The 25,394-nt window shown below is 62.8% G+C and carries 20 protein-coding genes and 1 other RNA gene; 11 read left to right on the plus strand and 10 right to left on the minus strand.

Features of this window, described 5'->3' with window-relative positions:
* Positions 1 to 9: 9 nt before the first annotated feature.
* Positions 10 to 909, minus strand: a complete 900-nt coding sequence (gene panC, locus ACP_RS09560; protein WP_015897107.1) for a pantoate--beta-alanine ligase — start codon at positions 907 to 909, stop codon at positions 10 to 12.
* Complete coding sequence (gene panB, locus ACP_RS09565) at positions 909 to 1,796, minus strand: 3-methyl-2-oxobutanoate hydroxymethyltransferase (protein ID WP_015897108.1); 888 nt, start codon at positions 1,794 to 1,796, stop codon at positions 909 to 911. The genes panC and panB overlap by 1 nt, the downstream gene beginning before the upstream one ends.
* A 1,012-nt stretch (positions 1,797 to 2,808) precedes the next feature.
* Between panB and ACP_RS18465 the strand changes: the two genes are divergently transcribed.
* Complete coding sequence (locus ACP_RS18465) at positions 2,809 to 3,741, plus strand: hypothetical protein (protein WP_041839461.1); 933 nt, start codon at positions 2,809 to 2,811, stop codon at positions 3,739 to 3,741.
* Positions 3,742 to 4,815: 1,074 nt separating this feature from the next.
* Here the strand turns inward: ACP_RS18465 and hpnI are convergent.
* From hpnI to rnpB, 4 genes are all read right to left on the minus strand, one after another.
* Positions 4,816 to 5,994 (minus strand): bacteriohopanetetrol glucosamine biosynthesis glycosyltransferase HpnI, encoded by a 1,179-nt coding sequence (hpnI, locus tag ACP_RS09580; RefSeq protein WP_015897110.1) that lies wholly within the window; start codon positions 5,992 to 5,994, stop codon positions 4,816 to 4,818.
* Between the two features lie 36 nt (positions 5,995 to 6,030).
* On the minus strand, positions 6,031 to 7,251 hold the full coding sequence (locus ACP_RS09585) for an ABC transporter permease (protein ID WP_238525521.1): 1,221 nt from the start codon (positions 7,249 to 7,251) through the stop codon (positions 6,031 to 6,033).
* A gap of 45 nt (positions 7,252 to 7,296) precedes the next feature.
* The gene (locus tag ACP_RS09590; RefSeq protein ID WP_015897112.1) at positions 7,297 to 8,526 is read right to left on the minus strand and encodes an ABC transporter permease; all 1,230 of its coding nucleotides are present in this window, start codon (positions 8,524 to 8,526) and stop codon (positions 7,297 to 7,299) included.
* Positions 8,527 to 8,782: 256 nt separating this feature from the next.
* An RNA gene (rnpB, locus tag ACP_RS17565) (RNase P RNA component class A) lies at positions 8,783 to 9,229 on the minus strand.
* Positions 9,230 to 9,381: 152 nt separating this feature from the next.
* On the opposite strand from rnpB, the gene ACP_RS09595 reads away from it, so the two are divergent.
* From ACP_RS09595 to ACP_RS09615, 5 genes are all read left to right on the plus strand, one after another.
* Entirely contained in the window at positions 9,382 to 10,020 is a 639-nt protein-coding gene (locus tag ACP_RS09595) for a hypothetical protein (protein WP_015897113.1), read from the plus strand.
* Between the two features lie 72 nt (positions 10,021 to 10,092).
* A complete protein-coding gene (locus ACP_RS09600) occupies positions 10,093 to 10,764 on the plus strand; it encodes a hypothetical protein (RefSeq protein WP_041839463.1) in 672 nt (223 codons plus the stop codon).
* A gap of 138 nt (positions 10,765 to 10,902) precedes the next feature.
* Positions 10,903 to 11,466, plus strand: coding sequence for a bifunctional pyr operon transcriptional regulator/uracil phosphoribosyltransferase PyrR (gene pyrR, locus ACP_RS09605; RefSeq protein ID WP_015897116.1), 564 nt, complete (start codon positions 10,903 to 10,905; stop codon positions 11,464 to 11,466).
* Positions 11,467 to 11,492: 26 nt separating this feature from the next.
* Positions 11,493 to 12,521, plus strand: a complete 1,029-nt coding sequence (locus ACP_RS09610) for an aspartate carbamoyltransferase catalytic subunit (RefSeq protein ID WP_015897117.1) — start codon at positions 11,493 to 11,495, stop codon at positions 12,519 to 12,521.
* A complete protein-coding gene (locus ACP_RS09615; RefSeq protein ID WP_015897118.1) occupies positions 12,518 to 13,804 on the plus strand; it encodes a dihydroorotase in 1,287 nt (428 codons plus the stop codon). The genes ACP_RS09610 and ACP_RS09615 overlap by 4 nt, the downstream gene beginning before the upstream one ends.
* A 66-nt stretch (positions 13,805 to 13,870) precedes the next feature.
* Here ACP_RS09615 and ACP_RS09620 read toward each other — a convergent pair whose 3' ends face one another.
* On the minus strand, positions 13,871 to 16,633 hold the full coding sequence (locus tag ACP_RS09620) for an RNB domain-containing ribonuclease (protein ID WP_015897119.1): 2,763 nt from the start codon (positions 16,631 to 16,633) through the stop codon (positions 13,871 to 13,873).
* Between the two features lie 235 nt (positions 16,634 to 16,868).
* Between ACP_RS09620 and ACP_RS09625 the strand changes: the two genes are divergently transcribed.
* The 3 genes from ACP_RS09625 to ACP_RS09635 all read left to right on the plus strand — a co-directional run bounded on the left by ACP_RS09625 (position 16,869) and on the right by ACP_RS09635 (position 19,380).
* A complete protein-coding gene (locus tag ACP_RS09625; RefSeq protein WP_015897120.1) occupies positions 16,869 to 17,393 on the plus strand; it encodes a bactofilin family protein in 525 nt (174 codons plus the stop codon).
* A 261-nt stretch (positions 17,394 to 17,654) separates the two neighbouring features.
* Positions 17,655 to 18,773 carry an NADH:flavin oxidoreductase/NADH oxidase gene (locus ACP_RS09630; RefSeq protein WP_015897121.1) on the plus strand — a complete coding sequence of 373 codons (1,119 nt, stop codon included), beginning with the start codon at positions 17,655 to 17,657 and terminating at the stop codon, positions 18,771 to 18,773.
* An 85-nt stretch (positions 18,774 to 18,858) separates the two neighbouring features.
* Positions 18,859 to 19,380, plus strand: a complete 522-nt coding sequence (locus ACP_RS09635; protein WP_015897122.1) for a MerR family transcriptional regulator — start codon at positions 18,859 to 18,861, stop codon at positions 19,378 to 19,380.
* Between the two features lie 13 nt (positions 19,381 to 19,393).
* On the opposite strand, the gene ACP_RS09640 is transcribed toward ACP_RS09635, so the two are convergent.
* Together ACP_RS09640 and ACP_RS09645 are read right to left on the minus strand one after the other, a co-directional pair.
* The gene (locus tag ACP_RS09640; protein ID WP_041839464.1) at positions 19,394 to 19,690 is read right to left on the minus strand and encodes a hypothetical protein; all 297 of its coding nucleotides are present in this window, start codon (positions 19,688 to 19,690) and stop codon (positions 19,394 to 19,396) included.
* Between the two features lie 94 nt (positions 19,691 to 19,784).
* A complete protein-coding gene (locus tag ACP_RS09645) occupies positions 19,785 to 20,732 on the minus strand; it encodes an A/G-specific adenine glycosylase (protein ID WP_238525522.1) in 948 nt (315 codons plus the stop codon).
* A 210-nt stretch (positions 20,733 to 20,942) separates the two neighbouring features.
* Here ACP_RS09645 and add point away from each other — a divergent pair, with 210 nt between their 5' ends.
* Positions 20,943 to 21,983, plus strand: coding sequence for an adenosine deaminase (add, locus tag ACP_RS09650; RefSeq protein ID WP_041839465.1), 1,041 nt, complete (start codon positions 20,943 to 20,945; stop codon positions 21,981 to 21,983).
* Between the two features lie 96 nt (positions 21,984 to 22,079).
* Positions 22,080 to 22,295 carry a hypothetical protein gene (locus ACP_RS09655; protein WP_169305961.1) on the plus strand — a complete coding sequence of 72 codons (216 nt, stop codon included), beginning with the start codon at positions 22,080 to 22,082 and terminating at the stop codon, positions 22,293 to 22,295.
* Between the two features lie 223 nt (positions 22,296 to 22,518).
* Here the strand turns inward: ACP_RS09655 and acnA are convergent, their stop codons facing one another.
* Positions 22,519 to 25,332: an aconitate hydratase AcnA gene (gene acnA / locus ACP_RS09660; RefSeq protein WP_015897127.1), complete on the minus strand. Its 2,814-nt coding sequence runs from the start codon at positions 25,330 to 25,332 to the stop codon at positions 22,519 to 22,521.
* Positions 25,333 to 25,394: the final 62 nt, after the last annotated feature.

Genomic DNA, 25,394 nt, shown 5'->3' on the forward strand with positions numbered 1-25,394 from the left:
TACAAATAATCACAATTTAAAGGCCGCGGGAGTTTCCCCTAGCAGCACATTATCAATCAGCCGCGTCGCGCCCACATACGCCGCCACCGTCGCCAGCGCGGGTCCGCTCACAGCCTCTACATCCACCAGCGTCTCCGGATCCACCACCCGCAAATAATCCACTCTTACCGCTGGCTCCTCGGCCATCACCGACGCGCCCGCCGCCAGCAGCCTCCGCCCATCGCGCTCGCCGGCCGCATGTCCGGCCTCCATCGCGCGCAGCGCCCGCGACAATACCAAACCCTGCCGCCGCTCCTCCACCGATAAGTAACGGTTACGGCTACTCATCGCCAGCCCGTCGGCTTCGCGCACAATCGGGCACACCACCACTTCCAAATCAAAATCCAGATCCCGCACCATGCGCCGCAGATTCGCTACCTGCGCCGCATCCTTCTGCCCAAAATACGCGCGGTCCGGCCCCACAATGTGGAACAGCTTCGCCACCACCGTCGCCACGCCGCGAAAGTGCCCCGGCCGCGAAGCCCCATCCAGCCGCCCGCTCAGCTCCTCCACTTCCACCCACGTCGTCGCACCCGCCGGATACATCTCCTCGACCTGCGGCAGAAACACCGCATCCACGCCCTCGCGCTCCAGCAGTGCGCAATCCGCCTCCACCGTGCGCGGATACTTCCCGAAGTCCTCATTCGGCCCAAACTGTGTCGGATTCACGAAGATCGAGGCCACCACCGCATCGCATTCCGCCTTGGCCGCGCGCACCAGCGACAAATGCCCCTCATGCAACGCGCCCATCGTCGGCACAAAGCCAATGCTGCGGGTGCCCCACGTCTCGCCTTTGAGACGTGGGTTCTCCCTGTATCTCAGCTCCCTTACCGCCGCCCGTATCTCCGCAATCGTCTCCGCGCGCCGCATCATGCCTTCCGCGCCATCGTCTCGCGGGCCTCCGCCGGCAAGTGATAGCTCTCACTGTCTGCCGGAAAGCTCCGGCCCGACACATCCCGCACATACCCGGCCAGCGCCTCGCGAAACAGCGCCGCCGCATCGCCATACTGCCGCACAAACTTCGCCGGCTTGGCAAAGCTCAAATTCACCAGGTCATGAAACACCAATATCTGCCCATCGCAATCCGGCCCCGCGCCAATGCCAATCGTCGGAATCCCCACCTCCGCCGTGATCCGCGCCGCCACTTCGCGCGGCATGCCTTCCAGCACCAGCACTGACGCGCCCGCCGCTTCCAGCGCATGCGCATCGTGCAGCAGCCGCCCAATCGCAGCCACCGTCTTGCCCTGCACCTTATAGCCGCCCATCCGGTGTACCGCCTGCGGAGTCAGCCCCAGATGCCCCACCACCGGAACCTCGGCATCCACCAGCCGCTCCACCAATTCCGCTCGGCTCGCGCCGCCTTCAATCTTCACGGCCTCCGCGCCGCCGTCTTTTACAAAGCGCGTCGCATTCGCCACTGCCTCATGCACCGTCACCTGGTAGCTGCCATACGGCATGTCCGCCACCAGCAGCGCGCGCCGCACCGCACGCCGCACGGCCCTCGTATGGTGCAGCATCTCGTCCACCGTCACCGGCAGGGTGCTCTCGTAGCCCATCACCACCATGGCCAGCGAATCCCCCACCAGAATCAGGTCCACGCCCGCCTCATCCACCAGCCGCGCCGTGGCGTAGTCGTAGGCGGTCAGCGCCACAATCGGCTGCTTCTGCTCTTTTTTCTCTTGAAGGGTTGCGAGGGTCACCTTGGCGGCACCCTGCCCGGCGGCGCCATCGGCGCTGCGGAAATGCGGTAGGCTCATCATTCTCTCCAGTGCAGCTCCCCTCCAGCGGGGGATGCTACCCGAACGTCTTCCACCCTACGCCTCTCCGCCGCTCTTCGTAAAGCTGGAAACTCCCGGAATCAATCCAGCTTCACAAAATCGGGAAAACCTCCGCCGCGCCAAAGACGCAATTGCCTCGACGGCCATTGGTCTTATGATTTTATGAATTCCCACAACGCCCAACCTATGTGATTTCGGATTTCCGCCCCGCCCCTAAACCCTTAAGCCATTGAAAACAATAAAAACCACAAACGGCATGAGGATTGCCATATAGATAGGCAGCCAGAGACGCGAAGAGGTTCCCACGCAGGCACCTCTCCAGCGAGACCGCTCCGGTACGTGAGAGCTGAGACCCACAGGGTTTCGCCCCGGCCGGAGCAACAAGTCCCAGATTCCACCACAAATGGAGCGGGCATTTTCCGGGAGGCCAGTGACTGGCCATTCACAGCAGCCGTCTGCCCACACGCAGACGGCGCTTGTGCTTTCGGCCGATCCCGGCCGAAGCAGGCCCGAAATGGGAACCAGCTCCGCTTCCCGCCGCCCCTTTTCGTTCGCAAACTCGCCCCTCGCACGTTACAATTTAGTGAAGGCAAGCAGGCCAGTCGCGAGTCTCACAAGATGACTTGTCAAGGCATGCCCCAGGGAGTACTATCAACTTTGCCTATCGAGCGGCTGATGCCTTCCGGCTCGCTGCATGATTCGACAGTCAAGAACCCTGTGATCTTAAAAAGAATTCACCCTGTATCCCTGCTGTCCACGCAGTCGTGATCCGGTGGTTGGTGAAACCTTTCGGAGTGTTGCTCGTTCGAGATTTGATGCGGTGGCGCAGCCTGACCACGCGGACCCAGTCCGCCAATCCCGTTGCGCCCCTCACTCGCGGCACCATTGGCCTGTCGGCCCTCCGATTCAACACAGAAGCTTGAAACCCAGGCCTGCGGGCTTTCCCAAAAGTCCCGGCTACCGAACGTAAAGTGCACCAGGAAGTGCAAGCATGACACCAGAGCAAAACGAGCCCCAGGGCTTCGCAGAAGCGCCGGCAGCTTTTCCGCCGCCCGCCGCATCCGCCGCTGATAACTCCGCCAACGGCCAGCAGAACTCGCCCTCCCACAGCAGCCGCCGACGGCGTCGCCGCAAAAAGAGCAAGGGCGGCCAGCAGAACGGCCAGCCGCAAAGCGCCGCGCAAAACCAGAATCAGGGCCAGAGCCAAAGCCAGGGCAGCCAGCAGGCCAGCGGTGGCCAGCCTCCGCGCAAGCAGAAAAAGTTCTTCCAGAAGCAGCAAAACCCCGGCAACGGATACGGCAGCGGCAACGGCGGCAAGCAGCGCAAGCAAAAGCAGCGCAAGCAGCCGCCCTCCTTCGTCGGCCCCATGGACCACAGCTACCGCGCCACCAACGGCAACGTGGCCGACGCCCCCCCGTCCACCATGGACTTCCGCAGCAACGGCGGCCCCAACGGCAACATCGCCAGCTATGCTGACTCGCCCTACGAGGCGCCCGTCTCCATGCGTCAGGACGCGCCCACGCGCATCTTCTGCTTCATTGACGATCTCTTCTTCAATGCCAAAATCAACGAAGTCTCGCGCAAAACCGGCATCAAGGTGGGCTTCCTCAAGGGCGCGGACAAAGAGGGCATCGCCAGGCTCACTGACGCGCCTGAAGAGGAGCGCCCGTCGCTCATCATCTTCGACCTCAACAACGCCAACGCGAAGCCGCTTACGCTGATCCCCAAGCTCAAGGCCAAGCTCAAGCGCGGAACCTCGATCATCGGCTTCCTCTCCCACATCCAGGGCGACCTCAAGGCCAAGGCCATCGAGGCCGGCTGCGACACCGTCATGCCCCGCAGCGCCTTCTCGCAAAACCTCCCCAACCTCCTCCGCCGCCACGCCGAAGAGGAAGAAGAGGAATTCGAAACCCTCGAAGCCTGAGCAACACCGCAACACCCAGGAAAGTAGAAGAAAAACTGGTGCCCCATTCAATCCAGCCGTTGGATTGAGTGGGGTTTTTCTCTTGACCCGTCATCCCGGTCGAAGGCTTCGATACCCACCCTCCCTTGTCATCCCGACCAAACGAAGTGCAGCGGAGGAACCTGCATCTTAAGCCGGTGCCCCATTCAATCCCGCTTTTGGATTCAGTGGGGTTTTATTCTGCGTAGTGCTCCACACCATCCCGGCTCTGGCTTGAGTGGGGTTTTCTCTTGTGCATCGCGACCTTCCCCACACAAGCCAGGGTGCCCCGGGTCCATCCGTTCGGACCCGGGATCGACAATCTCCAACCTGCGGCCCGCCCCAAACCGCAACGCCTGTATCAGGGCATGGCTTCAGCCATGCCATAAACCGCGAATAGAGAACCGGGCTTCAGCCCCCGGCCACTTCCCAGAGGAAAACTCACCCCTCGCGCGCGTCATTCTGAGGCCAACAGCCGAACCGGGGCCTCCCGGAACAGCTCTTCATTACCGGGATGGACAGCCGAGGAACCTGCATCTTCTCCGCCATGAAGGGTACGGGCTTCAGCCCGTACATCAACGTCGCAAAAGAAAAGGGCTTCAGCCCCCGAGGGATAAACATCTTCGCGACCGCACTCCTCGCCCCACGCAACCATCCCAAGACTCCGCAAACCCTGCCGGTAATTACCCCCAAATTCGCTATCCTGAAAATAGGGGAGAGAAATCAAACTTCCCAACCTCCCCAGACCCAACAAAACAATGCCCTGAAAACAGGGCATCCTCACGAGACAGCCAACACTAATACGCATTGAAAATAAAGGACTTGCGGGACTAGTCTCGCGTAAGCCCCCTACAATCAGCCACTTCCAGGACGTTAATGTGAGTTTTTTTATTTCGCTTTCGGAGCCGCCCGCTGGCTCTCCAGAAACACCAGTTTCCACTGCCCGCCCACCTTCTTGAGCGCGCCCGACTACAGCCAGACCATCGGTTTCCGGTCCGCCGACCCCACGTTCACTTCGCGAAACCATGCCATCTGGCAATCCGCCTGCATCTGCATTTACTTCACCCGCACCAGCTCGCCCTTGCGCAGCTTGAAGTGCTGCCCCCGCCACACGACGGTGTCCGACGCATAGCTCCACGCCCATAGCCCGAGCGCGATCAGGTCCCGCGGCAGCAGCATCCACAGGTCGCGCATCACCTGCCGGTCACCCAGAACGCCCACGCCCACGCCCAGCGCCGTGGCCATCCGCACCAGAAACACCAGGCTGAAGAGCGCCAGGCTGAACGGGTCAAACGCCGACGCCACCATATTGAGCGCCGCCCACGCCAGGCCATAGGTGAAGATCATCCCGAAGTAGCCCCCGGGCCGCGAAACACGCACCGCCCGCGCCCACCGCAGCTGGTGTGCCGCAAAGGCTCCGAACTTGTAGGCCGGCACGCTCGTCTCCACCACCTCGTGGCTCAAGTGCACCTGAAAGCCCGCCGCTGCAATGCGCGCGCCCAGTTGATAGTCATCGGCCAGTTGCGTCACCAGCGGCTCAAAGCCCCCGGCCGAAACCAGCGCCAGCCGCGAAAACGCGAGCGTCGAGCCCAGCCCGAAGCGAATCCCCTTCTCCATCACCCGCGCCACCAGCACGCCCGGGAAGAAGTCCGTCGCGATGCCCAGCGCCTCCAGCCGCGAGGCAAGCGTGCCGTGCGCCCGGCCCCGGTAAGGCGCCGTCACCAGCCCCACCCGCGCATCGCGCATCGGCTCCACCATGCGGCTCAGGTAATGCCGCCCCACAGTGATGTCGCTGTCGTTGAGCACAAAGGTGTCATAGCGCGCCGCCGGAAGCATCTGCACCAGGTTGCTCAGCTTCCCATTCGGCCCCAGCGAATCCGGGCACTCCACCACGCGAATGCTGCGCTCCGGAAAGGCCCTCTGCAGCCGCTCAATCGCCGCCACCGCCGGATCATCCAGGCTCGAAACCCCGAACAGAATCTCGTATTCGCCCGCATAATCCTGTCGGCAATGGCTGGCAAAGGCCTCATCCATGCCCGGATCAAGCCCCTTCACCGGCTTCAGAATCGTCACCGGCGGATGAAACGGCGCACCTGCGGCAGACTCCGGGTCCCCGGCTTGCGGCTTCAGAAAAGCCCGCACGCTCCACAGCACCACAAAGTAGTACGCGCAGCCGGCCAGTGCCAGCACAGTGGTGAGAAATGAGATCAACTCGGCGACAGTCAAAGCGGCCATGCAGACTCTAGTCTACTGGCCACCCGCGCCAATGCCCTACTCGTAGCGCAGCGCCTCAATGGGGTCGAGATGCGCCGCCTTCCATGCCGGATAAATGCCAAACACCAGCCCGATCGCGCACGAACCCAGAAATCCCGTCAGCGACCAGAAAGTGGACATCGTTGCCGGCAGCATCAGCCGCAGCGCCAGCGTAATCAGGCCGCCAATGGCAATGCCAATCAGCCCGCCAATGGCGCACAGCGTCGTCGCCTCGGTCGTGAACTGCATCATGATGTTGCCGCGCGTCGCGCCAATGGCCTTGCGCACGCCAATCTCGCGGGTGCGCTCCGTTACGGAGACGAGCATGATGTTCATCACGCCCACGCCTCCTACCATCAGCCCCAGGCTTGAGATGGCCACCATAAAGAGCGCAATACCGCCCGTGATCTGCGTCCACAGGCGAGTGATCGCGTCAGGCGATGAAATCACAAAGTTGTCCGGCTGGTCGGCGCGCAGCCGCCGGTCGCGGCGCAGCACGCTTTCGATCTCATCCTGCACCAGGGCCTTCACCTTATCGCTCGAATACTTCACTTCAATGAAGTAGTCGTCCTCCTCGGGATGCAGCTTGCGGAAGGTGCCATCCGGAAACGTCGCCTTGTTGTCTTCCGGATTCTTGCCGCTGCCGCCAAACACCGACTTCGTCTTGTCAAAGACGCCGATCACAGTGAAGACCTCGCCGCCAATCTGCACCTCTTTGCCGACTGCGCTCTGAATGGGGTCAAACAGTTGCGCTGCGGTGTCGTGGCTCAGGATCACCACATTCGCATGCCGGTTGGCCTCTTCTGGCGTGAACATGCGTCCGGCCAGCAGATGCAGATCTTCCGTCTGCGCCAGGCTGGCCATATCGCCTTGCAGAATCGTCCCGGCGACCTTCTTCTTGCCGTAGCGCACGCCAATGTCTCCCGGCTGAAAAGCCGGATTGTAGCGCATGCCCGCATCCACGGCCACCACGCCCGGCAGGTGCGCCATATCTTCGGCTTCCTGCACGGTGAGCTTGGGCCGGTTCAGCATCTCGGGCGAAGGCCGCGAGGTTTGAATCAACGGCATGCGGTAGACCCAGAACAGATTGGTGCCAAATGAGCTGACCAGGCTCGAAACATTGTTGTTCAGCCCATTGATGATCGATGAAATGGCAATCACCGTCGTCACGCCAATCACAATGCCCAGCACGGTGAGCCCCGAGCGCAGCTTGTTGTTGCGCAGGGTATCGAACGCCATGCGAATCGATTCTCCTGAATTGCTGATCGGCATCGCGAGCTCTCCTTACAGTTCTGACCGCAGGGCCACAATCGGGTCCAGTTTGGCGGCGCGGCTGGCCGGGTAAACACCAAAGAACATGCCAATGCCGCTGGACACAAACAACGCCAGCAGCACCGACCACAACTGCACCGACGACGGAAAATGCACCAGCGCCGTCACCAGGTAAGCCGCGCCCACACCAATGGCAATGCCGATAGCTCCGCCTATGGTCGACATGGTGGCCGACTCAATCATGAATTGCATCAGCACATCGCTTGATCGCGCGCCCAGCGCCTTGCGCACCCCAATCTCGCGCGTGCGCTCGGTGACTGAGACCAGCATGATGTTCATGATGACGATGCCGCCCACCACCAGCGAAATCGAAGTCACGCCCACAATCACAATCAGAATTGTCGAGCTGATGCTCTTCCACAAGCCGATGAAACTTGAATTCGTGTCGATCGAGAAATCATCCGGCTCGCCCGGCCGGTCGTGTCTGCGCACACGCATGATGGTCTGCACCTCCTGCGTGGCCGCATCGAGCGGCGCGCCCGTGGCTGGCGCTTGAATCGAGAGCGTAACGCTCTGCCCCGTGCCATAGGTGTGCTCAAAGGTCGTGAGCGGTACGGCAACAAAGTTGTCCTGGCTCTGCCCCAGCGTCGAACCCTGTTTCTCCGCCACACCAATCACCGTGTAGGGCTCGCCATCCACGCGAATCTGCTGCCCGATGGGATTCACGCCCATGCCCAGCAGATCATGCTGAATGTCGTAGCCAATCACGGCCACATGACGTGCATACGTCTGGTCGGAAGGAATAAACGCTCGCCCGGTCGCGATATTCAGATTCGAGATTTCGAGCATATTCCACGTCCAGCCCCGAATATCCGTGTTCGTGCTCGATTTTTTGCCCGCTACCACTGAGCCTGACGAGTCAATCAGCGCGCCCACCTGCTTGCACGCATGGCAAAGCTGCTGCACGGCCTCATAATCGGCCATCGTGAAATCTTTACGCTTCTGGTATTTCAGATACTCCGCATAGCTCAGAATCACCTGCGGCTCTTTGCCCACAGTGAACACATTGGCGCCATAGCCATACACCTTGGTGGCGACGTACTTGTTCACTCCGTTGGTGAGCGTGATGACGGTAATCACTGAGGAAACGCCAATGATCACGCCAATCAGCGTAAGCACCGTGCGCATCTTGTTAGCCCACAGCGACTGCAGCGATATCTTGAGCGCTTCCCAGAATCTCATGGCGGAGCCGTCTTCCCTCAAATTCCCCATCATCCGCTGCACGAACCCGTCAGGTTTCAGAGCGCGATGGGCATGTCACGCGGGGTTTCCAGAAGTGTAACAAGGTGCGGGCACGACTCTTTGCGGTCTCACGCAAAGAAACCAGACCTTAGCGGAAAGATACGCAACGGCGGCCACTCCGGTTCCCCGGAACAGACTCAAAGAAAAGCAAAAAGTGGCATTCTGCCGCTCCGTCTTGAGGAGCGGCAGAACCCAGTCTGCAAGCAGGGCCTGTAAGCCGGATTCTGTCGAGGACGGCCATTCCTCTAGGCGGCGCATTACTGCGCGCGCTCCAGCAACCTACCCGGAGGTTTCCGCCGCCGGCAGCCGAAGCCGCCTGCGAAGCCCACGTGGGCGCACCGGGCCGGTACGCAGAACGGCGAACTGGGCCACGCCGTTCTTCCCTCCCTATTTGGTCTTGCTCCGTGTGGGGTTTACCCTGCCCCCGGGCGTTACCGCCGGGGCGGTGCGCTCTTACCGCACCTTTTCACCCTTACCGGAGCGCCTCACGGCGATCCGGCGGTATCTTCTCTGTGGCACTAGCCGTCTTGCAGCCTTCACGCTGCAATCCCGGACGTTATCCGGCACACTGCCCTGCGGAGTCCGGACTTTCCTCTCCCGCCCAGGCTTGCACCCGCACGGCAGCGGCCGCCCAGCCCGCCTGCAAACTCTATTCTAGCCGCGAAGCTGCCCCATCCGGGCACGGAATCCGCACGCCCCTCGGATCGCCCCTGCCCGCCAGACGGTCATTTTTATTTGGAACCCTGCCGTAAGTCTGCGCGTACACTTTGGTTGAAATTGGAGGAGAAGCTCCCCATGCCTGCAAATCAGTCCCTGTCTCGCCCCTTGCCTTCAGCCATCGTCCGCCTGGCCTGCGTGCTCACCGCCGCCGGATGCCTCCTGGTCACCGGCTGCAAAGTCGATGTACACAAGAACACCAATGGCGATAACAAGGACGTGAAGATCCAGACGCCCTTCGGCGGCATGAATGTGCAGTCCAACCAGACCACCGCCACTTCGCTCGGGCTGCCGACCTACCCCGGCGCGCAGATGGTCACCGATGACGGAGACAACAAATCGGCCAATGTGGAGATGGGCTTCGGCCCGTGGCACCTCGTGGTCAAGGTAGTGCATTACCAGACGTCAAACCCGCGCAAGGACGTGGTTGATTTCTACCGCAAGGCGCTCTCACAGTTCGGCACGGTCATTGCCTGCAATGACGACACGCCGGTGGGTACGCCCACCACAACGAACGAAGGGCTCACCTGCAACGAAAGCCATGGGCACACTCACGTCGATCTGCATGACTCAGACAACGGCTATAACCTGCGCGCCGGCTCACCGCGTCATCAGTGGATCGTCGGCTTCAAAGACAGTGGCCCTGGCACGCGCTTCTCGCTCGTAGAGCTGGAACTGCCCGTCAACGACAACCAGAGCAGCGCCAAGGCCGACTGAGTCCAATCCGCTATCCGCTGCCTCTCACCGCTGCAATTGCCTTTGCCGCGGTGAGAGTTTAGCTTCAAGTGCATGGGCACCCCCTGCTACCGCTGCCACGAGACCCTCACCGGCGAAGAACCGTTCTGTGCCCACTGCGGCGCGCCGCAACTCTGTGTGCCCGAAAGCGAAGCCGTACTCTCCGCGCAGGAGGGCTCGGTACAGCACACCATCGATCAGGCTGCGGGCATGCTGCGCTGGCGGGCCGCCGTGCATGCGGCGCTGCTCGTGGCCGTACCGGCCGCGCTGCTCTCGGCGCTGCTCAGCCCCGGCACCTTGTGGGTCTTCGCTGGGGGATTCCTCACCGTCGCGCTCTACCGCCGCCGCACCACGTCGCCCACCAACGGCAAGCTCGGCTGGCGCATCGGCGGACTCATGGGCATCGTCGCCGCCGCGCTCTCCATGGCCATTCAGGGTGCCTCGCTCGTCTTTGACCGCTTCGTGCTCCACCAGGGCCCAAAGATAGACGGCGAGTTCCAGACCGAAATGCAGTCAGTGCTGCACGCCATGCAGCAGCAAAATCCCGACTTTGCCACGCAGTTGCCGTGGTTCTCGCACTTCATGCTGACGCCCTACGGCATCGCCGCCGTCTTTCTGGCCGGCAGCCTGATGCTGGCCCTCAGCATGGTGCTCTTCTCCGCGCTGGGCGGCGCCATCGGCGGACGCTACCTGCGCACACGCCCGTTTACCCGGCCCACAGCCTAGCGCTTCCTCATTCCGCCCTCAAACCGGGAAGCAAATTGGCTTGCGGCATACCCTCGATTGACGCCTTACAGACCGTTATCCTTGCCCCGCACCCGGATCGGCTCGTATCATCCCGTTTGAACCTCTTTTCTGCACATCATGTCTGAAAACACACCCAAGCTCCGCGAAAAAGGCCGCCTGATGTCCGCATCCGAGATTGAACGGACGCTCGTACGGCTCGCCCACGAAATCATCGAGAAAAACGACGGCGCCGACGGTCTCGGCCTGGTCGGCATCAAGCGGCGCGGCATTCCGCTCGCCCAGCGCCTGGCCGCCCTCATCAGCTCGATTGAAAAGCGCCCGGTCGATTGCGGCACGCTCGACATCAGCTTTTACCGCGACGATCTCTCCACCTATGACACGCGCCCGGTCGTCACGCCCGGCTCCATCGGCTTTGACATCAATGACCGCAAAATCATTCTGGTGGACGACGTGCTCTACACCGGCCGCACCATTCGCGCCGCGCTCGATGCGCTCTTTGACCACGGCCGCCCGCGCCAGGTGCAACTGCTCGCGCTCATTGACCGCGGCCACCGCGAACTGCCCATTGAGGCCAGCTTCGTAGGCCGCACCATCCAGACCACGCAGCGCGAAATCATCGAGGTCAAGCTGCGCGAAATCGACGACGACGAGCAGGTTCTGCTGGTCGAGCGCGTCGACTGATTCACCGGACCGGGACAGAAAGAATCATGGCCCCCAGGAAAGCATCCACGGCAGCACGCGCACGCACGGCTAAAAGCAAAGCTGCTCCTACTCTTTCGCTGCACCCGGGCGCTCTCGTCTCGGTGCGCGACCTGACGCCCGAGCGCGCCCGGGCCATTCTGCAACTGGCCGATAAGCTTGAAACACAGGATGTGTTTGAGCGTGCGAAGCGTCTGCGCAAGCGCCGCGTGGCGCTACTCTTTTACGAGTCGAGCACGCGCACCCGCACCTCATTTGAGCTGGCCGCAAAATCTCTCGGCGCCGATACCACGCTGGTCAGCGCGCTTTCTTCAAGCATCGAGAAGGGCGAGTCGCTCAAAGACACCGGCATCACCCTCAAGGCCCTCGGCGCGGAGTGCATCATCCTGCGCAGCCCCTACTCCGGCGCGCCTTATCTGCTGGCGAAATCCACCGGCCTGCCCGTGCTCAACGCCGGCGACGGCATGCATGAGCACCCTTCGCAGGCGCTGCTCGATCTGCGCACCATGCTGCGCTTCCTCGGCATCAAGGCCGCAAAGCTTAGCCCCACCGCGCTCAAGGGCGTCACCGTCACCATCTGCGGAGACATTCTGCACAGCCGCGTCGCGCGCTCCAATGCGCTGCTGCTGCCCAGGCTCGGGGCACAAGTCACCTTCTGCGGACCCACTCCGCTGCTGCCCGATCTGGCCGCCGACATCGGCCCCGGCGTGAGCGTGGAGCGCGACTTTGAAGCCGCCCTGCGCCGCTCGCAGATCGTGATGATGCTGCGCATTCAGGCCGAGCGCCTCGCCGGCCTAAAGATTGATCTTGACGATTACAAACAGCATTACCAGGCCAACAGCGAGCGCGTCGCCGCATGCGCGCCCAAAGCGCTCATCATGCATCCGGGGCCGATCATTCGCGGACTTGAAATCACCAGCGAAGTTGCCGATGGACCCCAATCCGCCATCGCCGAGCAGGTGCATCACGGCCTCGCGATTCGCATGGCGCTGCTGGCACAGGCGCTCGACAAGAGCAAGCAAAGGACGCGCGCATGAAGCCCATTCTGATTCGCGGAGGCCGTGTCATTGATCCCGCGGCCAGCCTCGACGGCCGTTACGATGTGCTGCTGGTCAACGGGAAAGTGGCCGCAGTCGAGCCGGCCGGCAAGCTCAAGCAGAAAGATGCCGAGGCCATTGACGCCGGCGGACTCATCGTCGCGCCCGGCCTCATCGACATTCACGTGCATCTGCGCGAGCCCGGCCAGGGCTACAAAGAGACCATCGCCAGCGGTACGGCAGCAGCGGCAGCCGGCGGTTTCACCACCGTCTGCGCCATGCCCAACACCATTCCCGTAAACGACTCGCCCGAGATCACCGCATGGATGCTCGCGCCCGAGCGCGGCGCGGCCATTCGCGTCTTCCCCATCGGCGCGGCCACGGTCGGCTCCATGGGCGAAAAGCTCACCGACTATGCCGCGCTTAAAAAGACCGGCGTCGTGGGCGTCACCGATGATGGCAAGCCGATCCTCGGCGACGCCATCATGCATGAGACCCTCAAGGCCGCCACTAAAGCCGGCCTGCCCGTCATTCAACACGCCGAAGACACGCGCATGACCGGCGGCTGCTCCATGAACGCCGGGCCGCTCGCCTTCCGGCTCGGCCTGCGCGGCATGCCCGTCGAGGCTGAGTCCTCACTGGTCGAGCGCGATATCTCGCTCGTCCGCAAGGTCAAGGGCGCGCACCTGCACGTGGCGCATCTCTCCACAAACAAAGCACTCGATGCCGTCAACGCCGCGCGCGCCGAAGGGCTGAACGTCACCTGCGAGGTCGCGCCGCACCACTTCGTGCTCAATGAGGAGCGCGTCGGCGACTACGACACGCACGCCAAAATGAATCCGCCGCTGCGCGCCGAGGCTGACCGCCTCGCCATGGTCGCCGGCATTCTCGAAGGCCGCGTCGACTGCATCGCCACCGATCACGCCCCTCACGCCGCGCATGAAAAAGAGCAGGAATTCGAGCGCGCGCCCAACGGCATCACCGGACTCGAAACCGCGCTTGGCCTCACTCTGGCCTCGCTCCATCGCGAGCACGGCATGCCCATCGATCGCGTGCTGGCCATGCTCACCAGCCGCCCCGCGCAGGTGCTTTCGCTCCCTGGCCGTGGCACGCTGGCCGTCGGTTCGTTTGCGGATGTGGTGCTTTTCGATCCGGAAGAGAAGTGGGCCTTCCGCGCGCAGGACTCGCGCTCCAAATCAAAGAACACGCCCTTCGACGGATGGACTATGCACGGCCGTGTGCAGATGACCATCAGCGAAGGCCGCATCGTCTATAAGCGTTAGCCGGTTGGGCGAAAGCCGTTCCGTGAAGAGGGGTACAGGCAGCGCCTGTACCCCTCTTTCATGCTGCTATCGCTTCTTGCCCGGCTTCTTCCCCGCAAACTTCGCGGGACGCGCCGTAATCTGTTGCGCGCTCGCAGTCGGCTTTCGCTTCTTGCCCTTTTTATGCCCGCGCGGAGGCGGCTGCGCCACTCTCTTCGCAAAATCAGGCACGGCATCCGCGCTGAAGCGCTTCTTCTTGCGGCCAGACTTTTTCGGATTCGCCGTCCGCGCCGGCCGCTCCGCCTTTCGCTCTGAGGCTGCCGCCGCGTGCGTCTTTTTCGCGCCCGTCTTCGAGTGGCCGGCAGACTTTGACTTGCCAGCAGACTTGCCTCTCGGCTTCCGCGCCGCCGTCGCTTCCTCTTCGTCCAGCAAAATCGAGAACTGCAGCCGCTTCTCCATCGCGTCCACGCGGTCCAGCAGCACGCGCACACGCTGGCCTATGCGGAACGTCCGCCCGTGCCCATCGCCGATAATCTCGCGTGTGTTCTCGCGATAGCTGTAGCGGTCCCCGTCAAGCGCGCCCAGGCTCTGAATGGGCACCAGTCCCTCGATGAACAAATCCTCCAGCTCGACAAACAGTCCGTACTTCGTCGCGCTCAAAATCAGCCCGTCAAAGTCCTCGCCCACGCGGTCGCGCATGAACTTGATCTTCTTCCACTCCACCAGCTCGCGCTCGGCCTCGGCCGCTCGGCGCTCGGTGTCGCTGGTCTCCTGCGCAATCGCGGCCAGCTCCACTTCGTCAAAGGGTGCGGCCTCCTGTGCCTGCCCGGCATCTGAGGGTGCAACCTTATGCACGCGCGCATCACCCATCGCCACCACCCCATGCCCATCCACGCCGGCTTCCAGCAATGCCTTCGCGATGCGATGCACCATCAGGTCGGGATACCGCCGGATCGGCGAAGTAAAGTGCGTATACGCCGGAGCGGCCAGCGCAAAGTGGCCTTCGTTCTTCTCGCTGTAGCGCGCCTGCTTGAGTGAGCGCAGCATCAGGTACGCGACAATCCGCTCCTCCGGCTTGCCCGCCAGCTTCGCCGTCAGCTTCTGATACATCTGCGGAGTCACCGCAATGTCTTCCGCTACCTCATGCGCGCGCGTTTCGCGGCGTCCGCCCCGCCCGTCGCGCCGTTGGTCCCGCCGTTCGCCGCGCGTGTGAAAGCGCTTCACCGGCAGATTGCCGATGCCCAGCGAATAGCCAAACGACGCCGCAATCTCCTCAAACTCCACAACGCGGCGCGGCTCCGGCTTCTCGTGAATGCGATAAATCGCCGGCACGGCTAAATTCTCCAGCCATGAGGCCACGCACTCGTTGGCCGAGAGCATGAACTCCTCAATCAGCCGGTTCGCCCACAACCGTTCGGCGCGCGTCACCGCCTTCATTGCGCCAAACTCGTCAAACTCAATCACCGGCTCAGGCAAATCAAAGTCAATCGACCCGCGCCGTTCGCGCTTCGCATTCAATATCTGCGCCAGCCGGTACATCCGCTCAAACTCCGGCACCAGCGGCCGGAAGGCGTCTCGCGTCTCCGCATCGCCATCGAGAATCGCCTGCACCTGCGTATACGTCATCCGCTGCGCCGAGCGAATCACGCCCTCGGTCACCTCGTAGCCGGTCACCTGCCCATGGGCGTCCATCTGCATCAGGCAGCTCAGCACCAGCCGGTCTTCGCCAGGGCGCAGGCTGCAGATGTCCGTCGAAAGCTCCTGCGGCAGCATGGGAATGGCGCGATCCGGAAAATACACTGACGTGCCGCGCAGCCGCGCTTCCAGATCCAGCGCCGACTCCGGCGTCACATACTGCGCCACATCGGCAATGTGTACCTGCAGCTCCCAGGTGCCGTCGCCGTGCTCGCGCACCAGCACCGCATCGTCAAAGTCGCGCGCCGTCTCGCCGTCAATGGTCACAATCGGCAAATCACGAAAGTCGCGCCGCGCGGCCACCACTTCGCCGTCCAGATGCGCGACTTCGCGCGCCTCCGCCAGCACATTTTCAGGAAAGACATGCGGCAGATGATGCTTGCGAATCATCATCTCCACATCCACGCCAAAGGCGTCTTCCTCGCCCAGCACCTCAATCACGCGTCCGCGCGCGGGCCGCGTCGGCGTGGGCCATTCGGTGATCTCCACATCGACCACCAGACCCTCCAGATCGTCAAACTGCTGCCGTACTTCCTCGCCCAGCACGCGATGCGGCGACGCCACCACCGCCTCGGGCAACGGCTCGTCCAGGGGAATGATCACCGGCTGGGTCATCCGCTCATCGAACGGCACCACATAGTGCCCCGGATACTGGGGTCCGCGCTCACGGCCGCCACGCCGCCCGCCGCCCGCATTTCCCCCCACATTTCCGTAGTGAAACTTGCCCACCACGGTCGGATTCCGCCGCGTCAGCACACGCACAATCCGCCCCGCCATGCGGTCCTCGCCCGGCCGCTTCGGAAAGACCTCCACCAGCACCTGGTCGCCCTGCATGGCCGTGCCTATCTCATTGGGAGGAATAAAGATGTCCCCGGCCGCATCGCGCTGCGCGGGACGCACAAATCCGTATCCATCGCGGTGCAGGTCGAGCCGCCCGGCCACCAGGTTGTCGCGTGAATGCGCGGCCTGCGCCAGCGCCCAGTGCTCCTTGTCCACTTTCACCAGCCGCCCCGCGGCGGTCAGTCGGCTCAGGTGCTCCAGCAGCAGGCGCCGCTCACGGCCGCCGCCCAGGCCCAGAATACGCACCAGGTGCTTGTACCCGGCCCTCTGGCCGGGAGAACGTTCGATATGCCGCAGCAGTTCGCGATCTGTCATCTCTTCCTGATGGTAGCTCGGATGGTAGCTCAGATGATTCCGGCGCGAATTCCAGTCATCTTGCGCGCCCTTGCACCCCTCGGGTATGCATTAAGATGCAGACAATGACAGCACCCGATTTTGAGAGGCGCTGCATGCCTCCTTGGTTTCACGCTCCCGCAAGCATACATCGGTTATTGTTCCCGGCGTATGACACGAGCATTGCTTCATGAGGATAACGAAAGGATTATCGAAGATGTGGAAACCCAATCAACCCGGCAACTCCTCCCAGAACGCGGGCAATGAGCCGGTCCGCCCCTCGGCGCCGGCTACGCCCAGCTATGAGACCACGCGCGCCGTTCCCAGTGCGCCCCCGGCCCAGTCCGCCAGCAGCCCGGCCGATCAGGCCACGATCGGCAAGAGCCTGGTCATCAAGGGAGAAGTCACGGGTTCCGAATCCCTGTACATCGACGGCAAGGTGGAAGGCTCCATCAACCTGCCCGGCAACCGCGTCACCGTGGGCCGCAATGGCAACGTGGCCGCCAACATCGCCGCGCGCGAAATCGTCGTGCTCGGCAAGGTGCGCGGCAATATGACCGCCAGCGACCGTGTGGACATCCGCAGCGAAGGCTCCCTCACCGGCGACGTCTCCGCCCAGCGCATCTCCATTGAAGATGGCGCATTCTTCAAGGGCGGCATCGATATCCGCAAGCCCGGCAATGAGAAGGCCGAGGCCAAGCCGGCCGCGGCGCCTGCTCCGGCAGCCACCGCCAGCGTATAACCGCAGCATTCAGGAGCTTGCGAAAAAATCCGGACAACGGCCGGTACCTGAAGGGGACGGGCTTCAGCCCGTCCATCCGGCCGCTTTCCCCGCAAGGGCTTTAGCCCCTGAGGGAACGTCCCGCGGGAAACCTCTGATTTCCTGAACTTTTCCGAGCTTCCACTCTCCCACGAGAGGGCTTCGCGCCAGCGGAGCCCTCTCGCTTTGCAGCCATCCACATCACCTCTGCGACCTCTCGTTTCGATCCTCATCCAAATGAATATGACCGAACCCGCGCATCTTTTTTCGCCCTTGCCGCTCGCTGGCCTTACGCTGCCCAACCGCATCGCCGTTTCGCCCATGTGCGAGTATTCCAGCGAAGACGGATTCGCCAATGACTGGCACCTCGTCCACCTCGGCAGCCGTGCCGTGGGCGGTGCGGGACTCATCCTCACCGAGGCCACCGCCGTCACTCCCGAGGGCCGCATCTCGCCGGAAGATCTCGGCCTCTGGAAGGACGCGCATATCGCTCCGCTCGCCCGCATCGTGGACTTTCTGCATCAGCACGGCTCTTACGCGGGCATCCAGTTGGCGCACGCCGGGCGCAAAGCCAGCATGCGCGCCCCCGGCAAGCCCGACGGCATCGCCACGACAGAGGAAAACGGATGGCCCACAGAGGTCGTCGCCCCTTCAGCGCTCAAATTTGCTGACGATTATCCCCTGCCGCAGTCACTCGACAAGGCCGGAATCGTCCGCATCACCAACGCCTTTCGCGACGCCGCCCTGCGCGCGCTCAAGGCCGGCTTTGACATCGTGGAAATTCATGCCGCGCATGGTTACTTATTGCACGAGTTCCTTTCGCCACTCAGCAATCACCGCACCGACGAGTACGGCGGCAGCTTTGAAAATCGCGCGCGCCTGCTGCTTGAGATCACAGAAACCGTCCGCGCCGTCTGGCCCGCCCATCTGCCGCTCTTCGTGCGCATCTCCGCCACTGACTGGACGGAAGGCGGCTGGAACATCGACGAATCCGTGCAACTGGCGCGCCTGCTCAAAGAGCGCGGCGTCAACCTGCTCGATGTATCGAGCGGCGGCAACGTCGCCACAGCTAAAATTCCCGTCGGCCCCGGCTATCAGACCGCCTTTGCCGAGCGCATTCGCAAAGAGACCGGCCTCGCCACCGGAGCCGTCGGCATGATCACCGATCCCGCGCAGGCCGACCACATTCTGCGCACCGGACAGGCAGACATCGTGCTGCTGGCGCGCGAATTTCTCCGCGACCCTTACTGGCCGCTGCACGCCGCCGAGTCGCTGCACCAGACCGGCCACTGGCCGCCGCAGTACCTGCGCGCCGCCCCACGCGGATCGGTGGCACGCCAGCCCGTCGCAAAGAAAAAGTAACCGCGACAGGCACGCTGGCCTATACTGCGATTAAGCGCATCCGGGGTGCGAGCTGTGCTCAGTTCGCATCCCGCGCGATCATTCCATGGCAAAACAGGCGACCACGCGGACCATCTCCCCAGCCCCTCCGATTCCGGACAAGCTCTACTTCCGCATCGGCGAGGCCGCGCGGCTTTGCGGCGTGGAGGCCTACGTCCTCCGCTTCTGGGAGACTGAGTTCCCGCAGCTCAAGCCCAATAAAGGCGGCACCGGCCAGCGCCTCTACCGCCGCCGCGATGTCGAGCTCGCCTTGCGCATCAAGCAGTTGCTGCATCACGAGGGCTACACCATCGCCGGAGCGCGCCAGCACTTGGCGCAGGAAGCCAAAGAGGGTCGGCGAAAAACTCCGCAGCCCGTGCTCCCCATGGCCGCGCCCGCCGGCAAATCTGCCCCGCAGCAACCGGCCCAGATCAATCACAAGCTGCAGCAGTTGCGGCAGGAGCTCAAAGACCTGCTCGCCGTGCTGTCGGCCACGCCTCAGCCCGGCGCCGTCACGCCTGCCGTTGCCCCTCGCACGCCGTCGGGCTCACGTCGCGAGCGCAACGCGGGCCCCATGCTCTTTGAATAAATTCTGACTCGGCTTACAGCAGCGCGCCCGTGGAATGCGCGCGGGTTCCGGAGTTGTCCTTGGGATCGGCCTCAATCTTCCCGTAGGTCATGAAGCGCTCCAGCGCCTGCAGGGCGCAGCCTTGTCCGCAGAGGTGGTACATCTCAGGATTCTGGCTCTCGGCCGGATTCCACGGCATCAGTGTGAACCGCTGATTGGGCGCACCCTCTTCAAAACAGGGAACATCGCCCAGCAGCACCATCCACCACTGGTTGGAATCGCCTTTGCGATTGCCGCAGATATCGCAGGTAAACGAAACATCCCAGACCATGGGCTCTCCTCGGGTCTACCTTACCGCACTTGCCCGCACAACGCGGCAAATTGTTCGTTCAAATTCTGTCAGCACTGCTTGCGGTCGATTACTTTCAGGCTTCGCCCTCAATCAACACCTGCGGACCCATCCCGGTGTAACCCGGCATGATCTTGAGCCGCTTGAGCACCTTGCGCGCCAGCCCGGTGAGCGGAATGCTTCGCAGCTCGCGCGCGCTGATCCAGCGCGTGGAGCGGGCCGGCACTTGCAAGCGATCTCGCTGGTCGGGCAGCAGAGAGTAGATCGTGACGTAGTAGTTGGTGTTGGTGATCGAGTGCCGCACCGTCAGCAGAATTCCATCTTCGGCCAGCCCCGCCGGGTCCACCAGCGGCAGCTCCCACAGGCCTGGCATCTGCGACTCCTGCGCCCCGCGCTGCGCCAGCAGAATGGCCGTGCGCGGCCCCGGAGCCTGGCGAATCAGCGCATACGATACCTGCACGCTGCGCATCTTCTTCGCCGGACCCGTCTCATGCTCCCCCTGCGTGCGGCAATACGCGCGCACCGGGCACTCGGCGCACAACGGAGCACGCGGCAGGCACACCGTCGCCCCCAGCTCCATCATGGCCTGGTTGAAATCGCCGGGCTGCTCGGTATCCAGCAACTCCTGCGCGGCGGCCTTCAAATCGCTGAGCCCCGGCGCATCCGGATGCCCCTTCACCGCCGGCTCCCCGCGCAGCCGCAACAGCACGCGCTCCACGTTGCCATCGATCACCGGCACGGGCTCGTCAAAGCTGATGCTCGCCACTGCCGCCGAGGTGTAGTCACCTATGCCCGGCAATTTTCGCAACTGGGCCGCCGTCGCCGGCATCTTTCCACCATGCTCGGCCACCACAATATGGGCCGCGTGGTGCATCATGCGCGCGCGGCGGTAATAGCCCAGGCCGCTCCACAACGCCAGCACACTCTCTTCCGGCGCGCTGGCCAGCGCCTCAATTGTGGGAAACTGCCCCATGAAGCGCTGGTAGTACTCCATCACCGCGGCGACACGGGTCTGCTGCAGCATGATCTCCGAAACCCAGATAGCATAAGGGTCGCGGGTACGCCGCCAGGGCAGATCGCGAGCATTTTGCCGGTACCAGGCAGAGATATCTCTTTGAAAACTTGCAATTTCGCCAATCATCCGCGAGTAGGCTTACCCTGTAGAACAAAAATTTCTATGTAACTGTGAACTTATCGAATCATAACCTAACTTCTTTAAGACCGAGAGGCAGTTATCATTAAACCCCTATTATCTGCTCCTGAACTTATAACTTCCCTGCGAAAACTTCCCCGGGCCGAGCTGCACCTGCATCTGGAAGGTACCGTCACTCCCGAAACGCTCGTGGAGTTGAGCCGCCAGGCCGGCCGCCAGCCACTCACGTTAGACGCCGCGCGGGCGCTCTATCGCTACACCGACTTCACCGGCTTTTTGATGGCATTCAAAGCCATCTCCGAGCAGTTGCAGACCCCCGAGGACTATGAGCACATCACCTGGCGCATGCTTGAAGACCTCGCCCGTCAGGGCGTCGTGCATGCCGAGGTCTATGTCTCGGTCGGTGTCGTGTATTACTGGCGGCGCATCGAGTTTGAGCCTCTTTTCGAGGGTATGGAACGCGCCCGCATCCGTGCCGAACGCGAACTCGGCATCACGCTCTACTGGATCTTCGACGCCGTGCGCCACTTCGGCCCTGAAGAAGCTGCGCGCGTCTTTCGCAAGGCCGCCGAACTGCAGCCCGCGCATCCCTCCATCAGCGGCATCGGCATCGGCGGCGACGAACGCCGCACCGGCCCCGAGCCTTTTCGCGAGCTTTATGCCGAGGCCCGCGATGCAGGACTGCGCCTCACTGCGCACGCCGGCGAAACCACCGGCCCTGAAAGCATCTGGGGCGCGCTCAACATCGGCGCCGAACGCATCGGTCATGGCCTCTCGGCCATCGACGACCCGGAACTGATGGAAGTGCTCGCCACCCGCCAGGTTCCCGTCGAGATCTGCATCACCAGCAACGTGCGCACCGGCTGCTGCCCGCTGCTCCACGATCATCCCGTGCGCCGCTACTTTGACTCGGGCCTCATGATCACGCTCAACTCCGACGACCCCGCACTCTTCGGCAGCGATCTTGAAGGCGAATACCGCATCGCGCACGAGAACTTCGAGTTCACGCCCGAGCATCTGCGCGAGCTGGCATCGAACTCTATCGAAGCCAGCTTTCTGCCGCCCGAACGCAAACTCGAATGGCTCCAGCGCATCGAAGCATGGGAGCACATAACCAGTTAGAGTCTCGCTCCGCGCCGCCGATAGAGCACTGCAGACGGCGCAAACGCTGGGTTATCATGAAGGCAGATGGGGACCACCCCAGGGAAGCAGGTCACTGTGGCATTCACCGGGTCATCGAAGTCATGCTGTAACAAGGATTCCGCCCTCTTCCGCTACGTCGGCTGGACCTCGGTCGCCGTCGGCGTCGCCGCTCTGGGCGTCTACGTGGGCCGCGAGTTGCGTCTGCGCTATAAGTTCAACCGCCGCACGCCCTCTGACTTCTACGCCCACGCCGGCGATGAAATGCCCACCGAATACGGCATGGGCATTTAAGTCCGCCGCACGCAAACTTCTGCTGCAGGCAAAAAGGCTCCGGTCTCCCGGAGCCTTTTTCATTTTTGCGCCCACCAGGAATCGATGGGGTCCCTCCACGAAGGCGGCGTCATTCTGAAACCCGCCGTCGTTCCGGCTGAATGAGAGGGACCCGGCAGTACCTGACGACTCGGGACTGACAACTGAAAACTCCCGGGTCTGTCCGGACCCGGGAATCCCTGCTCTAATTCTCCGCCAGACCGCGCAGCACATACTGCAGAATGCCGCCGTGCTGGTAATACAAAATTTCCTGCGGAGTGTCGATGCGCACCTTGGCCTCAAACGTCTTCGTCTTGCCATCGGCGGCGGTGGCCTTCACAGTCACCGTGCGTCCGTTGGCAAACTTCGACTCCAGCCGGTCCACGAGACCCACAATGTCATAGGTCTCTTCGCCCGTCAGGCCAAGGCTTTCCACATTCTGGCCCGCTTCAAACTGCAGCGGCAAAATGCCCATGCCCACCAGGTTTGACCGGTGAATGCGCTCAAAGCTCTCCGCAATCACCACACGCACGCCCAGCAGGCGCGGTCCCTTCGCCGCCCAGTCGCGCGACGAGCCCGAGCCGTATTCCTTGCCAGCAAGAATCACCAGAGGCGTCTTGCGCTCGGCATACTTCACCGATGCGTCATAGATGCTCATCTGCTCGCCCTCGGGCAGCAGCCGCGTCACGCCGCCCTCGGTGCCCGGAGCCAGCTTGTTGCGCAGCCGCACATTCGCAAATGTGCCGCGCACCATCACCTCATGGTTGCCGCGCCGCGAGCCGTAGGAGTTGAAGTCCACCGGCTTCACGCCATGCTCCACCAGGTACTTGCCCGCGGGCGAATTGGCCTTGATGGAACCGGCTGGCGAAATATGATCCGTCGTCACGCTGTCGCCCAGCACCGCCAGCACACGCGCACCCGCAACGTCCTTCACGGCCTCCGGCGTGGCCTTCATGCCGTCAAAGTAAGGCGCCTTGCGAATGTAGGTCGAGTCCGGCTCCCACTGGTACACATCGCCGCCCGGGAAGTTGAGCTGCTGCCAGTTCTGGTCGCCATCGGCCACCGTCGCATACTCCTTGCGGAAGATGCCGGAGTCAATCGAGGCGGCAATGGCGTCGGCCACTTCCTTCTGCGTCGGCCAGATGTCCTTCAGATAGACCGGCTGGCCATCCTTGCCCTTGCCCACCGGCTCCGCGTCAAAGTTGTGATCAATACGGCCCGCCAGCGCATAGGCCACCACCAGCGGCGGCGACATCAGGTAGTTGGCGCGCACGTCAGAGTTGATGCGGCCCTCAAAGTTGCGATTGCCGCTCAGCACGGACACTGCAACCAGCCCATGATCCTCAATCGACTTCGAAACATCCGTCGGCAGGGGACCCGAGTTGCCGATGCACGTCGTGCAGCCGTAACCCACCACGTTGAAGCGCAGCTTGTTCAGATAAGGCAGCAGACCCGCCTTCTCGTAGTAGTCCGACACCACGCGCGAGCCCGGCGCCAGCGAAGTCTTCACCCACGGCGGCACGCTCAGTCCCTTTTCCACGGCCTTCTTCGCGAGCAGGCCGGCGGCCATCATCACTGAGGGGTTCGACGTGTTCGTGCAGCTCGTGATGGCTGCAATCACAATCGAGCCGTGGTCCAGATACTTCTCCACGTCCACGCCAAAGCGCTCCTTCACACTGGTGAAGGGCTTGTCGCTGTGCGCGGCCTCTGAGGCATCCTGATCGTGGCCGCCTTCGCCTTCCCAGCGCAGCACCTGGCGATTGCCGCTGCCATTCGCGGCCACCGGCCCGCGCAGCGCCGGCAGTTGCTCGGCAAAGCTCGGCCCCGCATTCTTCAGCAGCACGCGATCCTGCGGACGCTTCGGCCCCGCCACGCTCGGCTCCACCGTCGCCAGATCGAGCGAGATCGTCTGCGAATACTCCGCCTCCGGCGCATCGGCCGTGTGAAAGAGTCCCTGTTCCTTGTAGTACGCCTCCACCAGCGCAATCTGCTCATCGCTGCGGCCCGTCAGCCGCAGGTAGCGCAGCGTCTCCGCATCCACCGGGAAGATGCCGCACGTCGCGCCATACTCCGGAGCCATGTTGGCGATCGTCGCGCGATCGGCCAGCGCCAGCTCGCTCACGCCCGCGCCGTAGAACTCCACAAACTTGCCCACCACGCCGAGCTTGCGCAGCATCTCGGTCACCGTCAGCACCAGGTCGGTGGCCGTAGCGCCCTCGCGCAGCTTGCCCGTCAGCTTGAAGCCCACCACCTGCGGCACCAGCATCGAAACCGGCTGGCCCAGCATCGCTGCCTCGGCCTCAATGCCGCCCACGCCCCAGCCCAGCACGCCCAGGCCGTTAATCATCGTGGTGTGCGAGTCCGTGCCCACCAGCGTGTCAGGATACGCGCGCGCCGCCCCGCCATTCTCCGCCGTGAACACCACGCGGGCCAGATACTCCAGGTTCACCTGGTGGCAGATGCCCATGCCCGGAGGCACAGCCGAAAAATTATCGAACGCCGACTGCCCCCACTTCAAAAAGGCATAGCGCTCGCGGTTGCGCTGAAACTCCAGCAGCGAATTGATCGAGTACGAGTTGCTCGTGCCAAATTCATCCACCTGCACCGAGTGGTCAATCACCAGCTCGGCCGGCTGCAGCGGATTGATCTTGTGCGGATCGCCGCCCAGCACCTTCATCGCATCGCGCATCGCGGCCAGGTCCACAATCGCGGGCACGCCCGTGAAATCCTGCATCAGCACGCGGGCCGGCATGTAGGCAATCTCGCGCGAGGGCTCGGCCTTCGCGTCCCACTTGGCCAGAAACTCAATGTCCTCCGCCGTGACGCTCTTGCCGTCCTCATGGCGCAGCAGGTTCTCCAGCAGAATGCGCAGACTGAAGGGCAGCCGCGCCAGGTTGATCCCGCGCTGCTCCAGCGCCTTCAGGCGAAAGATTTCGTAAGACTTGTGAGCGGTTTTCAGCTCTGAGCGGCTGCCGAAGCTGTCCGCGTGATTCCCATTCTTGTTCCCAGGATTCGACATGGGGCATCCTTCCTTTTTTCGGTTGGGGGTACTGCGACTGTTCGAGTATCAAAAAATCCAGA

The organism is Acidobacterium capsulatum ATCC 51196 (assembly GCF_000022565.1).
Classification (GTDB): domain Bacteria; phylum Acidobacteriota; class Terriglobia; order Terriglobales; family Acidobacteriaceae; genus Acidobacterium; species Acidobacterium capsulatum.

Bases quoted from the DNA above. Each gene is read 5' to 3' on its own strand.
- ACP_RS09600 (WP_041839463.1), top strand. From the start codon at position 10,093: ATGGGCACCCCCTGCTACCGCTGCCACGAGACCCTCACCGGCGAAGAA.
- ACP_RS09625 (WP_015897120.1), top strand. From the start codon at position 16,869: ATGTGGAAACCCAATCAACCCGGCAACTCCTCCCAGAACGCGGGCAAT.
- ACP_RS09620 (WP_015897119.1), bottom strand. From the start codon at position 16,633: ATGACAGATCGCGAACTGCTGCGGCATATCGAACGTTCTCCCGGCCAG.
- ACP_RS09595 (WP_015897113.1), top strand. From the start codon at position 9,382: ATGCCTGCAAATCAGTCCCTGTCTCGCCCCTTGCCTTCAGCCATCGTC.
- panB (WP_015897108.1), bottom strand. From the start codon at position 1,796: ATGAGCCTACCGCATTTCCGCAGCGCCGATGGCGCCGCCGGGCAGGGT.
- ACP_RS09590 (WP_015897112.1), bottom strand. From the start codon at position 8,526: ATGAGATTCTGGGAAGCGCTCAAGATATCGCTGCAGTCGCTGTGGGCT.
- ACP_RS09610 (WP_015897117.1), top strand. From the start codon at position 11,493: ATGGCCCCCAGGAAAGCATCCACGGCAGCACGCGCACGCACGGCTAAA.
- hpnI (WP_015897110.1), bottom strand. From the start codon at position 5,994: ATGGCCGCTTTGACTGTCGCCGAGTTGATCTCATTTCTCACCACTGTG.
- panC (WP_015897107.1), bottom strand. From the start codon at position 909: ATGCGGCGCGCGGAGACGATTGCGGAGATACGGGCGGCGGTAAGGGAG.
- ACP_RS18465 (WP_041839461.1), top strand. From the start codon at position 2,809: ATGACACCAGAGCAAAACGAGCCCCAGGGCTTCGCAGAAGCGCCGGCA.
- ACP_RS09645 (WP_238525522.1), bottom strand. From the start codon at position 20,732: ATGCTGCAGCAGACCCGTGTCGCCGCGGTGATGGAGTACTACCAGCGC.
- ACP_RS09615 (WP_015897118.1), top strand. From the start codon at position 12,518: ATGAAGCCCATTCTGATTCGCGGAGGCCGTGTCATTGATCCCGCGGCC.
- pyrR (WP_015897116.1), top strand. From the start codon at position 10,903: ATGTCTGAAAACACACCCAAGCTCCGCGAAAAAGGCCGCCTGATGTCC.
- ACP_RS09585 (WP_238525521.1), bottom strand. From the start codon at position 7,251: ATGGCGTTCGATACCCTGCGCAACAACAAGCTGCGCTCGGGGCTCACC.
- ACP_RS09630 (WP_015897121.1), top strand. From the start codon at position 17,655: ATGACCGAACCCGCGCATCTTTTTTCGCCCTTGCCGCTCGCTGGCCTT.
- acnA (WP_015897127.1), bottom strand. From the start codon at position 25,332: ATGTCGAATCCTGGGAACAAGAATGGGAATCACGCGGACAGCTTCGGC.
- ACP_RS09640 (WP_041839464.1), bottom strand. From the start codon at position 19,690: ATGGTCTGGGATGTTTCGTTTACCTGCGATATCTGCGGCAATCGCAAA.
- ACP_RS09635 (WP_015897122.1), top strand. From the start codon at position 18,859: ATGGCAAAACAGGCGACCACGCGGACCATCTCCCCAGCCCCTCCGATT.